The following is a 13747-nucleotide window of genomic DNA, read 5'->3' on the forward strand; positions in this document are numbered from 1 at the left end:
GCGGTCAACGGCTCTGCGCCAAGGCCCGGTAGCCTTCCCACACACTCGGATACTCGGGCCGCCAGTTCGTCGCGGTGCGGAAGCGTTGGTTGCTGACCCGCAGTGATCTCGTGAGCGACGTACTGCGATCGCCCAGCAACAGCGCCGCCTGCCCGGGAACTGTCACCCAAGGCGCACTGTTCACCGCTGCGGCCATCGCGCGAACGTTCTGCTTCTTGGTCACGGGTTGGTCGTCGACGATGTTGTAGGTCCCCGCGTCGCACCCCAACGCGGCAACGACAGCCCGGGCGGCGTCGCCGAGGTGTATCGATGACACGTACGCGTCGGCGCGGCCGGCCTGGAAACCGATGTGCCGGCGCGCGAGATCCATGATGAGATCGCTGTTCGACGCACCGGGGCCGTAGAACAGTCCGAACCTCAACACCACGGCATCTCGGCCCGAGCCGCCGAATCGGCGGGCATTCGACTCCGCGGCATGGTTGCCCACTGCAATCGGGAAGTGGTCGACCGCCGAGTCCTCGTCGATCCAGCGGTCGCCGTGATCGCGGTAGATCATCGCCACCGATTCCTGGATCACCCGTGCCACTCCCGCCGCCAGTGCGGCATCGACGACAGCGGCCGATCCCTGGGTGCGGATCCGTTGGCATTCGGCCCAGGCCGACTTCAGCATGAACCGTTGCGGAGACGGCAGCGCAGAAGCCAGATTGACCACGGCGTCGTGGCCCTGGAACGCCGTCGTGAGTGCGGCCGGATCGAACAGCGAGAGTTGAACCGGCCGCGCACCCTGGGCACGAAGGTCCGCAGCCTTGGACTCACTTCGGGCCAGCGCCGTGACGTCATGGCCCGCCGTCACCAGCGCGGAAATCGCATGACTCCCGATCGCGCCGGTACCTCCCGTGACGAACACCCGCATCGCCCACCCCCAGTCGCGCCCCGACCCCATCTATACGCGCCACGCTCACGGGAGGGACGGAAACACGCCGCCGACGGCCCGTCGCACGCTAGTGTCTGGACGGCGCACGACCGGGTGAGGAGGCGGCCATGGGTGGCTATCGAACAGTGATCGTGGGAACCGACGGTTCAACCTCGTCCATGCGAGCGGTCGAACGTGCGGGCGCAGTCGCCGCACAGGAGAACGCGAAGCTCATCATCGCGACTGCGCACTTCCATCACGGCGAGAAGGGCGGATGGGCGCGTCCGCCCGCGCCGGATCAGGTACGAGATCGCCGTGCCGAGGACGCGCTCGGTCGCGAGGGCTATCGGATGCACGGTGACGCGGACGCGTACGAGGTCCTGCGGGACGCCCGAGACGTCGCGTACGGCGCCGGTGCCCGCGACATCCATGAACGTGTGGTCGAGGGCGCACCCGTCGCGGCGCTGCTCACACTCGCCAAGGAGGTCGACGCCGATCTGATCGTCGTCGGCGATGTGGGCCTGGACTCCGTGGCCGGTCGTCTGCTTGGCTCGGTGCCCGCCGAGATCGCCCGCAAGTCGAAGGTCGACATCCTCATCGTGCACACCGCCAACTGACAGCTCGGCGGTTCAGCGTGGCCGTCTAGCATGGCGCCATGACTCTGCACGCCGACGCTGCCCATCCGGATCTGGTGACCGTCGAGGTGCCGACACATTGGTACAACCTCGCCGCCGAGTTGGATCAGCCGATCCCGCCGCACCTGCACCCGGGTACCAAGGAACCGGTGGGTCCCGACGATCTGGCCGCGCTCTTCCCGAGCGGCCTGATCGCGCAGGAGGTGTCCACCGAGGCCTACATCGCCATCCCCGATCCGGTGCGCGAGATCTACTCGATGTGGCGGCCGTCGCCGCTGATCCGGGCGCGGCGGTTCGAAAAGGCGCTCAACACCGGGGCCCACATCTACGTCAAGTACGAGGGTGTCAGCCCGGTGGGTAGCCACAAGACGAATTCTGCTGTCGCGCAGGCCTATTACAACAGCGTGGACGGGGTCCGCAAGCTCACCACCGAGACCGGTGCCGGCCAGTGGGGCAGTGCGCTGGCGTTCGCCGGGGCGCAGTTCGGCCTGGAGATCGAGGTGTGGCAGGTGCGCGCGTCGTACGAGTCGAAGCCGTACCGCGGCCACCTCATCCGGACCTACGGCGGTGTTGTCCATTCCAGCCCGTCGGAACTGACCGAATCGGGCCGCGCGATCTTGGCGAAGGATCCGAACACGACCGGCAGCCTCGGTATGGCGGTCAGTGAGGCCGTCGAGGTCGCCGCCGGGGATCCGGACACCCGTTACGCCCTCGGCAGTGTGCTCAACCATGTTGTGCTGCACCAGAGTGTCATCGGCCAGGAGGCCGTCGCGCAGTTGGCCGCAGTCGAACCGAACGGCGCAGACCTCGTGTTCGGTTGCGCGGGAGGAGGTTCCAACCTCGCCGGGTTGGCTTTCCCGTTCCTGCGTGAGAAGATCCACGGTCGTTCCGACCCGAAGGTGATCGCGGCCGAACCGGCGGCGTGCCCGTCGATCACCCAGGGGGAGTACCGCTACGACCACGGTGATGTCGCAGGTCTCACGCCACTGCTGAAAATGCACACGCTCGGAATGGATTTCGTGCCCGATCCCATCCACGCGGGCGGTCTGCGCTATCACGGGATGGCGCCCGCGCTCAGCCACACCGTCGAACTCGGCCTCGTCCAGGGCGTGGCCATCTCACAGCACGATGCGTTCTCCGCGGGTGTGCAGTTCGCGCGGACGCAGGGCATCGTGCCGGCGCCGGAGTCGACGCATGCGATCGCCGCGGCCGCGGCGCACGTGGCAGACGATCCGTCGGAGCAGGTCGTCGTGATCGGTCTATCCGGACACGGCCAACTCGACCTGCCGGCGTACGCCGAGTATCTCGACGGGAAGTTCTGAAGCCGGCGTCGGTGATCTCGCGCCTCGGAACTTCGGTGTTTCGGCGCCGTCAATACGAGGTATATCGCTCAGCGTCCCCGAGCAGGAGGAATGACGATGAGCGTGAGCGCCCGCCCGGTACACGGTGTCCTTGACAAAGCAACGGACAGTACAGCTTTCGAATACACGGCGCGGGCCGGTTTCGCCGCGAGTGGCGTTCTCCATCTGCTTGTCGCGTACATCATCCTGCGTCTCGCGTTCGGGTCGGGCGGTAACGCCGATCAATCGGGTGCGCTCGCGACGCTGGCCGCACAGCCCGGCGGAGCGGTGGTGCTGTGGGTGGCCGCGGCGGGTCTGGTCGCCCTCGGGCTGTGGCGCGTGGCAGAAGCGGTGATCGGATCGAAGCCGGGGGAGAGCCGCGGAGGAGGCAACAACGCGGCCTCGAATCCAGCCTGGAAGCGTGCCAAAGCGCTGGGGCTGGCGATCGTCAACTTCGCGATCGCGCTGTCGGCGGCACGTTTCGCCACGGGCGGCGGACAGTCCAGTGGCGAGCAGAACGCCGGACTGTCAGCCCAGCTGATGCAGACCGGCTGGGGCAAGCTCGTCCTCATCGCGGCCGGCCTCGGCGTGGCCGCTGTCGGCGCTTACCACATCTACAAAGGCGTGACGCAGAAGTTCTTCAAGGACCTGCGCGTGCGAGGGGGCACCGTGATCACCGCGGTCGGCGTCACCGGCTATGCGGCCAAGGGCGCCGTCCTCGCCGGTGCGGGACTGCTGGTGATCGTTGCGACACTGCGAGCCGACCCGGCCAAGGCGGCGGGACTCGACGCTGCGGTCAAGACTCTCGGCGAGGCGCCCTTCGGCAAGTTCCTGCTCGTGGCGGCCGCACTGGGGATCGCGGCTTTCGGACTGTACAACTTCGTTCGCAGCCGCCACGGCCGGATGTGACCTACCCGGTGTTGGCCCCCTGCAGCTTGGCCAGGAACTCATGGCATCGCTTGGCACGGTCGGCATCCTCTGCCATGACATGTTCGAAGAAGGATGCGACATCGTCGAGGCCGGCGTTCTTGGCGTCGCGGACGTACTGCCCATAATCGTGACCGGCTTTGAGTGAGTGGTACTGCACCGAGATCAGGTCGAAAGTGACGTCGCTGAACCCAGTTTGTCCCGCAGGCATGATTCCTCCGATTCGTCGATGAATGTCTTGTTGTGTCGCCGTACCCGGTGATGCCGTGGTCAAACCAGTGCGTTTCGGACCGCGGTCGCCGGGTACGCGCATCGGTGTACCAAGGAGGCAGTCATGGCTGGTAGCAGAGGCAACATCATCGACGACATCATCGCCGACCACCGCGAATTCGAATCTGTATTCGTCGAGATCGAATCCTCCGATGATCCGCGAACACAACCGGAACTGGTCGAACACGTGATTTCTGGCATCGTGCGGCATGCCGTGGCTGAAGAGCAGTACGTTTATCCCGCAGCACGCAGCGTTCTTCCCGACGGCGATGAGGTCGCCGACCACGAGCTCGAGGAGCACGCCGAGGCCGAAGAGGTCATGAAAGCCATCGAGAAGACAGATCCTGAAGATTCGCGTTACGGGGAGCTGGTTCGTCGGCTGATCGACGACATCCGGCATCACATCGAGGAAGAAGAGAGCGGGATGCTGTCGAAACTTCGCGATGCCTGCCCGCCCGAGCGGCTGCACGAGTTGAGTGAAGAGTTTCAGCGTGCCAAGAGTCTCGCGCCCACCCGGCCGCATCCTCTGGCGCCCGACCATCCGCCGGCCAACAAGATCCTCGGGCCGGGCGCCGGCCTGGTGGATCGTCTGCGCGACATCCTCAGCGGCCGCAACAGCTGACCTTTGGTCTGATCAAAAATTCTGACGCGCAACCCAATTCGCTAGTCCCGCCGGACTGGTGACGTCGTCGAGCGCCATCGCGACAGCACCGTGCAGCGGGCCCTCTTCACCGTGCTCGGCGTCGAGGACCGGCGGGGGTGAGTCACGGCGGAAGTTCATCAGGCCGTCACGGTACGCGGTGTCGAAGGCGTGCGCAGCGGCCGCGCGCAGCGGCGCGCCGACGCCGCCCAGCGTCACCACCTCGGGATCGTGGAGGTTCACCAGTCCGCCGATGCCACGACCCAGCGATACCGCGACCGCCTCGAGCGCGCGTTGTGTCACCGCGTCACGGTGGCCGGAGAGGATCCGGTGGACGTACTCGACCGGATCCTGCGGTTCTGCGTCGCCGCGGTGACGGGCCAGTGCGCGGCCGTCGACGGTGGGATCCCAGCATCCGCGCGCACCACAGAGACAGGTCAGCGCGGGATCCCCGAACGGGATGTGGCCGTACTCGCCCGCCGCTCCGTGCGTGCCGGATACGGGTTCACGGTCGACGACGAGTGCGCCGCCGATACCCGTGGCGACGATCAGATGCAGCGAGGTGCCGGCCGACCTGGCGGCGCCGGAGCGAGCCTCGGCCAATCCCGCCAGGGTCGCGTCGTTGCACAGCAGCACCGGCAGGGCCGCGCGGCGGGGGAGCTTGCTCGTCAGCACCGACAGATCCACGTCTCGGCGACTGTGCGGCGTGAACTGCACCAGTCTTCCGTCACTGACGGTGCCCGCGACAGATACCCCCAAAGCGCTGACCTGCTTTGCCTTTCGCCGGTACGCGGAGCCGATCGCGTCGGCCAGGTCGCCCAACGCGGTGTCCAATCCGGCATCGTCGTAGGCGCCCTCGGCCACGATGCGCGGACTCTCGTCGAGCGCGGCCACCGCAAGCCTCCAGCCGGTGGCACGCAGGTCTGCGGCCAGTATCAGAGGCCCCTCGTGGTGTGGACGCAGTACCGTCGTCGGCCTGCCCCGGCCCTGGGCGGGTGCCGGGGTCTCGTCGAGCAACCGGGCCTGCCGCAGCCGCGCGACCAGATCGGTCGCGCTTCCGCTGCTGATGCCGAGGCGGTTGGCTGCGGCGGCGCGGGTGATGCCCGGCGCCGAACGCACCGTGTCCAGGAGTTGCGCGGCACCCAGCCATCGCAGCTGTGCGGGGCTCCGGGGTTCGTCGGACATCACGGAAAGTATTGCATTGATTAAACTCGGGTGACGAGTATATTCGCGGTGGTGCCCCTCACCGCTTCGCGCACCGGCGGCTTGCGCTCGAGCCTGCCAGCTCTTCTCACCCTGGCTGCGGCCTCGGCACTTGCGGTGACGACCGAGATGCTGCCGATCGGCCTGCTTCCCCAGATCGCCGGCGCGTTCGGGGTCTCAGCCTCGGTCAGCGGGTTGCTGGTGGGCCTCTACGCCGTGATGGTCGCGGCATTGGCGGTCCCGTTGACAGTGGCCACGTCGCGGTTCGCGCGCAAGCCGCTGCTCATGGCCACGGTGGCCGGCTACCTGGTGAGCAATACGGTGGTCGCGGCCGCCCCGGTGTTCGCCGTGCTCGCGCTGGGCCGCGCGGTCGGCGGGATCACGCATGCGTTGTTCTTCTCACTCGTGATCGGATACGCACCGCGACTGGTGCCCGGTGGGACCGTGGGCCGTGCGCTCGCCGTCGCCGGCAGTGGTGCATCGGTCGGTCTCGTGGTGGGTACGCCGGTGCTGACGACGCTGGGCGCTGCAGCCGGCTGGCGTGCACCGTTTGTGGTGTTGGCTGCACTGGCGGTGTGCACGCTCGTGGTGTTGAGCAGGATTCTGCCTGCGGTGCACCACGATCCGGATGGTCGGTCACCACAGACCGGAAGACGAGGACGCCTCGCGGCCGTAGCGGCCTCGAACACGCTGGTGTTTCTGGGCCATTTCACGGTGTACACATTCATCAGCGTCGTCTTGCTGTCCAACGGTGCCCCTCCTGCGCTGGTGGGGCCGACCCTGTTGATCTGCGGTGCCTGTGGGCTGCTGGGGCTCTGGTATGCCGGGCGTGGGCTGGATCGAAACCCGCGACGGACGACGCTCGCCTTGCTCGGGGCCGTCATGCTCGCGGTGGCGGCACTGGCCGTGCCGTGGCCTGCGCTGTGGACGGTGTTGGTGGTGATCGCGTTGTGGAGCACCGCTTTCGGCGGCGTGCCGTCGATCTATCAATCGTGCGCGGTGCGCACCCATGAGGTTTCACCGGAGCGTGCGGGCGCATGGATCAACGCGACAGCCAACGTCGGCATCGCGGGCGGATCAGCGATCGGGGCCGGGTTGCTCGAGACCGTGGGAGTGTGGTCGCTGCCATGTGCGGGTGCCGTGCTCATCGGACTCGGGTTGTCGGTGGCGCTGGTGTGTCGTCGTGCCTTTCCGGTCGAGCCCTGAACTCACGGGAACACGATCGGCGGAATGGCCGACGGCAGAGGAACGGGCGGAATGTCCGAGGGCAATTGCATCTTCGGCACGTCGGCCGGCGCCTGAACCCGGGGGATGTCGTTGGGCATCTCGACCGCCGGCACCGCGTCCGGTAGCGGCACCACCGGGATGGCGTCGGGCAGAGGGAACGGCGGAATGTTGGGCGGGACGGGCAGGGTCGTCACCGGATTCTCCGGCGTGGCGGACCGATCACCGTCAGGGGCGCAACCGGCGCCCGATATGAGCACACCGACCACCAGCGTCACCCGCGCCGCAGCGGCGCAGGTGCTTCGCTGCATTGCGATCGGCATACCGTCAACCTCCCGGCTGTATATACGGCGACGCTACCACCGCCAATACGGACATTGCAGCATCGGACCAACCACGTCGTCCAACTCTTCTGGGCCACAACGTTTTCGCCTCTCCAACCGCGTTGCGCAGGGCGAAGCGGACTCGCGCGATCGAGATCGCATCGTTCGCCACGCGCGGTCGCAGAATCGCCGATAACCTTTGCGCACGGTCACGCTCCGCGGCCGGATTCCTGTCAGAAGTGAAGGTGACGTACATGTCCGATATTCGGGCCGTGGTATACGGCGTTGGCGCGATGAACTCGATCGTCGCCGGCATGCTGCTCGACAAAGGGGTGCAGATCGTCGGGGCGATCGCACGCAGCCCACAAAAGGTCGGGCAGGACCTCGGCGACCTGCTCGGTCTGGGCCGGCAACTCGGCGTCGCGGTGAGCGACGACGCCGCGGAGGTGCTCGAGCAGACCCACCCCGACATCGCGGTGATCGCGGTCAACAGCTACCTCACCGATGCCGTCGAACAGTTGCGGATCTGCGCCGAGCACGGGGTCAACGCCGTCACGCTGTCCGAAGAGATGCTCTACCCGTGGGAGACCTCGCCCGAACTGTCCGCCGAGTTGGATGCCCTGGCCAAGTCGACCGGCGCGACCTTGACGGGGACCGGATACCAGGACACCTTCTGGGTCAACATGATCGCCCTGCTCATGGGCACCGCCCACCGGATCGACACCGTCCGCGGCAAGGCGAGTTGGAACGTCGACGACTTCGGCCCCGAACTGGCCACCGCGCAGCAGGTGGGACGGACCGTCGCCGAGTTCGACGAGTGGGTCCGCGGGGCCCAGCGGCCGCCGACCTTCGGTCGCAACGTGCTCGACGCCCTGGTCGCCGACACCGGTCTGACCGTCAAATCGATCACCACCGCCACCCGTCCGGACATCGCCTCTGCGGCAATGCGTTCCGAGGCCCTCGGTATCGACCTGGCACCAGGGGACGTGATCGGATTCACCGATATCGACCGGATCGAGACCGAAGAGGGACCGGTGTTCGAGTTCGAGATGTCGGGTCGGGTGTACGGACCCGGTGAGGGTGACATCAACGAGTGGACGATCGAGGGCGAGCCGAACCTGTTCCTGTCCAACGGAACCGTGCCGACCCAGACCACCACCTGCACCCAGATGGTGAACCGGATTCCCGACGTGATTGCCGCGCCGCCCGGCATCGTCACCGTCGACAGGCTTCCTCGACTGCGTTATCGACCCCAGTTCTGAATGCCTGTGGAGACCTTTTGCGCCCCAGCATGATCACGGGTATTGCTGCCAGCGCGAACAGCGTACCGGCCATGGCGACGTAGAGGTGCACCCCGCCGGCGGTGCTCACCGGGGCACCGCCGGCGGCCATGCCAAGAATCCGGGTCGCCTTGAGAACCTCACCACCGGCGAAATTGAAGACGACAGAGCCGAGGGCGAGCATGACCGAAACGAGGCCGGCAATCGTGCCCTGGTGCTCGGGCGCCGCGAAGTCGATCGCAAGATTGTAGCCCGATGCGCTGATCGCGCCCGCCGCCACACCGAGCATGGTGGCGCACACGATCGCCAGCGGCAGCGCCGAGACACCCAGCAGCATCGCGAATGTCGCCACCGCCCCGATGGTGATGCCGCCGAGCAGGGGCCGAGCCGGGCCGGATCCTCGCCCGGCCACCCATCCGGCGCACACACCACCGACGACGATGCCGAGATTCGGCACGGCGAGCAGTATCGCGATGGCTTCTCCGTGACCCAGCCCGTAGCCGAGTCCGAGTTCGACGGGCACCTGGGCGACGACGCTCGTCAGTTGCAGCATGCTCCGGAAAGACCCCGCCGCCAACAGCAACGCCAGCAGCGTCAGCAGTATCGGGCGGTGTAACGCCCGGATGTCGATGAGGGGTTCGTCGACTCGCAGTGCACACACCGCCCACCACACAAGTGCGCCTGCGCCTGCGGCCAGGAGTGCGATCATGCGCCCGTCCGACCATCCCACCGCTTGCCCCAGGCTGATATAGGCGAGCGTCGCGCCGATCCCGCCGCCGAGCAGGAGTGCCCCGAACACGTCGATCCGCGCCGCGATGCGGATCGGTGACTCCGGGACGAGGCAGCGCACGCCTATCGCAGCAGCGGTGGCGAGCAGCGCGGCCACCACGAACACGCTCCGGTAGCCGAACGCGTCGATGACCGGTTTCATCAGGAACGGTTCGATGATCCCGACGATCGACGGCCCAGAAGTCAGGAGACCCACGAGGACCACCGCCACCCCGGGAGCGCAGATCTGGCGCGCGAGGGTCACGGTGAGGAAGACCGCTGCCAGGGCCGCGCCCTGGAGGAACCGGCCGATGAGGAAGATCCAGAGGTTCGGTGCGGCAAGGCACACCAGCGCACCGACGCCTGCCATGACGAGCGTGCCCACGAGGATTCGGCGTTTGCCGAAAACGTCGGAGCTCTTGGCCAGAAGCGGCGCCCAGATCGCTCCTGCCAGCATTGCACTGGCATTGAGCCACGCGGCCTGATCGGTGTCGAAATGCGCCATCAGCTGCGGCATGACCATCAGCGGCGACCCGATGACGATGTCGACGAGCACGTTGGCGAGGATGAGAACGGCAGCCCAGATGAGCAGACGCGTACTCCAGCGGTTCTCTCGCGCCGCGGAACTGTCCGCTGTGACGGTCACGTCTGCCGACTGGGGCTGCGTCGAAGATCGTTGTCAGGCAGGGACAGATCCGTGGTGGCCTCCCGACGCTCGGTGCGCAGCAATCGGTCGAGTCCGACTCGGTGCAGCCAGGGCGTCATCGCGACCACGATGTTGCGGCGCAGGAGTTGTCCGCGGGTGCGTGACAGCACGGTTCCATCGGTGCGCAACGCCAGATTCTGGTTCCTCACCACGAAATGGCGCATGCGGTGTTCGTAGGCACTGAAGGCCTTCTCCGGTTGGTCATGTCGAACCAGTTCGCTGGCCAGCACGTAGGCACCGGCGACCGCTAGGCTGGTGCCCTGTCCGGACAGGAACGCCGGGGCGTACGCGGCGTCGCCGACCAGTCCGATCCGGCCGGTGCTCCAGCGATTCAACCGGACCTGACTCGCGGTGTCGAAGAATACATCGTCGGCGTCGAGCAGTGTGTCGATGATTTCGGCGGTGCGCCAACGATCCTCGGCGAAGGCGCGTCGCAGCTCGGCGGCAACCTCGGAGATGTCATGTCGATTCACGCTGCCCGGAGAGGGGTGGACGAACGTCAGGAACGCACGGGTGGCGGCACTGTCGAAGGTGCGTTCGATCCCTACCGTTCGGCCGGGGTGGGAGTACATGTAACCGGTTCCGGGAGCGATCATCTCGGTCGGGATGTCCCAGATGGCCACATAGGGGCCGAGGTGGCGGAGGTATTGATTCTCCGCGCCGAAAGACAGTGCCCGGACGTTCGAGTGGATCCCGTCGGCTCCGATCACGACGTCGAAAGTCTGGGGATCACGATGGCCGAACGTGACGTCGACACCAGCGTCGGTGGGGGACAGGCCAGTGATGGTGTCCCCGAACACGTAATCGGCACGACCGGCACTGGCTTCGAAGAAGATTCGAGTGAGCGCGCCCCGGGTGATCTCGATATCTCCGGCATCTGGGTCGTTGAGCACTTCACCCATGTCAAGCCGCGCGAGCCGGCGCCCGCCGGGGGTGAGGAAATCCATGAGCGGGTGCTGGTAACGGTTGGCGGTGATCTGCTGGAGAAGACCCATCCGATCAACGGCTTCGACCGCGGCGCCGCGAATGTCGATGGGGTATCCGCTGGAGCGGAGTTGTTTCGCGCGCTCGATGACAGTGACCTCCCATCCGGCTTCCGTGAGCCAGAAGGCGAGGGCGGGTCCGGCGATGCCGGCGCCGCTGATCAAGGCGCTGCGCGTCATGAGTCTCCCAATTCCGTTGAGCAGGTTGACGTGACCACCGCGGAGATGAATCGGCGGTTCACCGGAAGGACAGAATTAGCTACACATGTGTTGCTTATTCCGAACGGTACACATGTGCGTTAAGCTACGCAAGTGTCCTCTAAAAGTCCGTCCGTGCAGCGGCGTCGTGGGTCGGCACTGGAATCCGCGATCCTCGACGCGGGCTGGGACCAGCTCATCGAAGCCGGCTACGACGGCTTCACCATCGAGGCGGTCGCAACGCGGTCCGGTTCGGCGCGGTCGGTGCTCTATCGACGCTGGCCGTCTCGGCTGGACCTACTGAAAGCGGTCATCCGGCACCGCGGTGAGATCGACCGGATCCCGGTTCCTGACACCGGGACGCTGCGCGACGACGTGGTCGCGGTCCTGACCGAGTTCAACGACCGGCGATCACGCATCATCGGAATCATCGCCGCTCGACTGGGTGCCTACTTCGACGAACCGGATGGGTCGCCGAAGCAACTGCGCGATCTGTTCCTGAGCGATGGGCCGACGGCGATGGAAACCATCGTCGAGCGCGCGGTGCAACGTGGCGAGCTTGCGGCGGTGCCGCCGGCCCGGATCGTCTCGCTGCCGGCAGACCTGGTGCGGCACGAACTGCTCATGACCATGACGGCGGTGCCGGCCGACACCATCCGCGAGATCGTCGACGACATCTTCCTGCCGCTGGCAACCAGATCCGGCCAGGAACGCTAGCGACGCCCAGACGTCGCCATCTTGACCTCAGTCCGGGCGGTGAGGATCGCGATCGGCGTAGGCGGCGACCGCGGTGTCGCGGAAGGCTGCCGCCGATGGTGGCAGATAGCGGTCGGCAATCCAGCCCACGGCGATGGGACGAACCAATTCTTCGTCGTCGGTGCGGATCTCGACGGTGCCGGGGTGTCGGACCGGCGCGCGTGGGAGGACCCCGACGCCCAACCGAGCACCGATCAGTCCCCGCAACGTGGCAATGTCGGTCCCTTCGAAGATGATCGGCGGGCTGACGCCGTGTCGTCGGCACGCGTCGTCGAACAGTCGACGCAGGGTGTGATCGCCGTCGAGGGCAACCACGGGTTCCTCGGCCAGCTCGGCGAACCCGATCGACCGCCGTTTTGCCAGACGGTGTCCATGCCACACCACGGCATAGAGCCGCTGGGTGAACAGCGTGTTCGCTGTAGGGGTTGTCGTTGGATACCTTGGGCCGCGAATGCGAGCGGATGACGCCCAGATCCGAGAGCAGTCCGGCGACGGTGTTGCTGGTCATCGAGGTGCCCCGATCAGCGTGCACGACGTGTGGGATGCCGTAGGTGCCGAAGATCTGTTCCATCATCTCCTTGGCCAGCTGGCCGCATTCGCGGGCGTGCACATGGACCCCGACGATGTAACGCGAGTAAATGTCGATCATCACGTAGGCGTCGTAGTAGACCCCTTTGACCGGGCCGGCCAGTTTGGTGATGTCCCACGAATACACCTGCCGCGGCGCGGTGGCCACCAGTTCCGGGCAGACCGCTTTGCGGTGCCGGGCCAGCCGACGGCGCTCCTTGACCAGCTTGTTGGCATTGAGGACGCGGTACATCGTCGACACCGAACACAGGTAGCTGCCTTCATCGAGCAACGTGGCCCACACCTGCATCGGCGCGGCATCGACGAACCGGGCACTGTTGAGCACCTCAACCACCCGGGCGCATTCGGACTCGGTGAGCTTGTTGACCGGGACCGGTCGTGGTGCCCGATCGGCAGGCGCCGGCGCGGGTTTGGCGCGTCGAGTGGCCGTCGAGCGGTGCATGCCGGTCACCTCCGCGGCCTTGCGGGTCGGAATCTGGATATCCCGCAGATCGTTGTAGGCATCCATCAGCGCTTGGTCGGCGGCGTGTCGGTGTCCGCGCTCTCGGAGAGAGACTCCAAGAGCGCGTGTGCTTTTCCCATGATCCCCAGGGCAGCCTCGGTGGTCGCCAGCCGATTATTGGCCTGGGCGAGTTCCTTTTTCAGGCGGGCGATCTCGGCCTGCTCGCGGGTGAGTTTACCGACCTTCTCCCCAGGTGCCTTGCCTTCCAACACCCCAGCATCGCGTTGTTTGCGCCACTCGGCGATCTGCGAGGAATACAACCCCTCACCGCGCAGGTACGCCCCACCATCGTTGGTCGTACAGGCCTGCTCATAGGCATCCAGGTGGGCCAGCTTCTGCGCCGGAGAAATCGAGCGCCGCCGGCGCGGGCCATCAGATCGCGGTGAAGGTGCCACCGCTCCAGTCTCGCGCACAGCAGCCATCGTCGTCGTCATGGTTCAGGTGATTCCGTTCTCGCCCCGAGATCAAGCCAAGTTGCCAAGTTGCTAAGC

Annotated in this window: 14 protein-coding genes and 1 pseudogene; 7 read left to right on the forward strand and 8 right to left on the reverse strand. The window is 66.4% G+C overall.

Annotated elements, in window-relative coordinates:
* Positions 1-4 precede the first annotated feature (4 nt).
* A complete protein-coding gene (locus AT701_RS34245) occupies positions 5-913 on the reverse strand; it encodes an NAD-dependent epimerase/dehydratase family protein (protein ID WP_081319702.1) in 909 nt (302 codons plus the stop codon).
* Between the two features lie 128 nt (positions 914-1041).
* Here AT701_RS34245 and AT701_RS16550 point away from each other — a divergent pair, with 128 nt between their 5' ends.
* The 3 genes from AT701_RS16550 to AT701_RS16560 all read left to right on the forward strand — a co-directional run bounded on the left by AT701_RS16550 (position 1042) and on the right by AT701_RS16560 (position 3797).
* The gene (locus AT701_RS16550) at positions 1042-1530 is read left to right on the forward strand and encodes a universal stress protein (RefSeq protein WP_003894715.1); all 489 of its coding nucleotides are present in this window, start codon (positions 1042-1044) and stop codon (positions 1528-1530) included.
* Between the two features lie 38 nt (positions 1531-1568).
* Entirely contained in the window at positions 1569-2870 is a 1302-nt protein-coding gene (locus AT701_RS16555; protein ID WP_003894716.1) for a TrpB-like pyridoxal phosphate-dependent enzyme, read from the forward strand.
* A 96-nt stretch (positions 2871-2966) separates the two neighbouring features.
* A complete protein-coding gene (locus tag AT701_RS16560) occupies positions 2967-3797 on the forward strand; it encodes a DUF1206 domain-containing protein (RefSeq protein ID WP_011728971.1) in 831 nt (276 codons plus the stop codon).
* A gap of 1 nt (position 3798) precedes the next feature.
* Here AT701_RS16560 and AT701_RS16565 read toward each other — a convergent pair whose 3' ends face one another.
* On the reverse strand, positions 3799-4026 hold the full coding sequence (locus tag AT701_RS16565) for a hypothetical protein (RefSeq protein ID WP_014877644.1): 228 nt from the start codon (positions 4024-4026) through the stop codon (positions 3799-3801).
* A gap of 123 nt (positions 4027-4149) precedes the next feature.
* On the opposite strand from AT701_RS16565, the gene AT701_RS16570 reads away from it, so the two are divergent.
* Entirely contained in the window at positions 4150-4707 is a 558-nt protein-coding gene (locus AT701_RS16570; RefSeq protein ID WP_011728973.1) for a hemerythrin domain-containing protein, read from the forward strand.
* A 12-nt stretch (positions 4708-4719) separates the two neighbouring features.
* On the opposite strand, the gene AT701_RS16575 is transcribed toward AT701_RS16570, so the two are convergent.
* Entirely contained in the window at positions 4720-5910 is a 1191-nt protein-coding gene (locus AT701_RS16575; RefSeq protein ID WP_058126229.1) for an ROK family transcriptional regulator, read from the reverse strand.
* 48 nt (positions 5911-5958) lie between these two features.
* Between AT701_RS16575 and AT701_RS16580 the strand changes: the two genes are divergently transcribed.
* Entirely contained in the window at positions 5959-7134 is a 1176-nt protein-coding gene (locus AT701_RS16580; protein WP_058126230.1) for an MFS transporter, read from the forward strand.
* A 2-nt stretch (positions 7135-7136) separates the two neighbouring features.
* Here AT701_RS16580 and AT701_RS16585 read toward each other — a convergent pair whose 3' ends face one another.
* Positions 7137-7475, reverse strand: coding sequence for a hypothetical protein (locus AT701_RS16585; RefSeq protein WP_014877646.1), 339 nt, complete (start codon positions 7473-7475; stop codon positions 7137-7139).
* A gap of 254 nt (positions 7476-7729) precedes the next feature.
* Between AT701_RS16585 and AT701_RS16590 the strand changes: the two genes are divergently transcribed.
* Positions 7730-8737, forward strand: a complete 1008-nt coding sequence (locus tag AT701_RS16590; protein ID WP_029104312.1) for an NAD(P)H-dependent amine dehydrogenase family protein — start codon at positions 7730-7732, stop codon at positions 8735-8737.
* Here the strand turns inward: AT701_RS16590 and AT701_RS16595 are convergent.
* Both AT701_RS16595 and AT701_RS16600 read right to left on the reverse strand, forming a co-directional pair.
* A complete protein-coding gene (locus AT701_RS16595) occupies positions 8691-10169 on the reverse strand; it encodes an MFS transporter (protein ID WP_011728978.1) in 1479 nt (492 codons plus the stop codon). The genes AT701_RS16590 and AT701_RS16595 overlap by 47 nt on opposite strands.
* Positions 10166-11392: an FAD-dependent monooxygenase gene (locus tag AT701_RS16600; RefSeq protein WP_011728979.1), complete on the reverse strand. Its 1227-nt coding sequence runs from the start codon at positions 11390-11392 to the stop codon at positions 10166-10168. The genes AT701_RS16595 and AT701_RS16600 overlap by 4 nt, the downstream gene beginning before the upstream one ends.
* 153 nt (positions 11393-11545) lie before the next feature.
* Between AT701_RS16600 and AT701_RS16605 the strand changes: the two genes are divergently transcribed.
* A complete protein-coding gene (locus AT701_RS16605) occupies positions 11546-12127 on the forward strand; it encodes a TetR/AcrR family transcriptional regulator (RefSeq protein WP_011728980.1) in 582 nt (193 codons plus the stop codon).
* Between the two features lie 27 nt (positions 12128-12154).
* Here AT701_RS16605 and AT701_RS35070 read toward each other — a convergent pair whose 3' ends face one another.
* Positions 12155-12547 carry a LysR substrate-binding domain-containing protein gene (locus tag AT701_RS35070; RefSeq protein ID WP_233032033.1) on the reverse strand — a complete coding sequence of 131 codons (393 nt, stop codon included), beginning with the start codon at positions 12545-12547 and terminating at the stop codon, positions 12155-12157.
* A gap of 31 nt (positions 12548-12578) precedes the next feature.
* Positions 12579-13678 (reverse strand): annotated as a pseudogene (locus tag AT701_RS35750) (DDE-type integrase/transposase/recombinase); the annotation flags it as partial.
* Positions 13679-13747 lie beyond the last annotated feature (69 nt).

The organism is Mycolicibacterium smegmatis, from assembly GCF_001457595.1.
Classification (GTDB): domain Bacteria; phylum Actinomycetota; class Actinomycetes; order Mycobacteriales; family Mycobacteriaceae; genus Mycobacterium; species Mycobacterium smegmatis.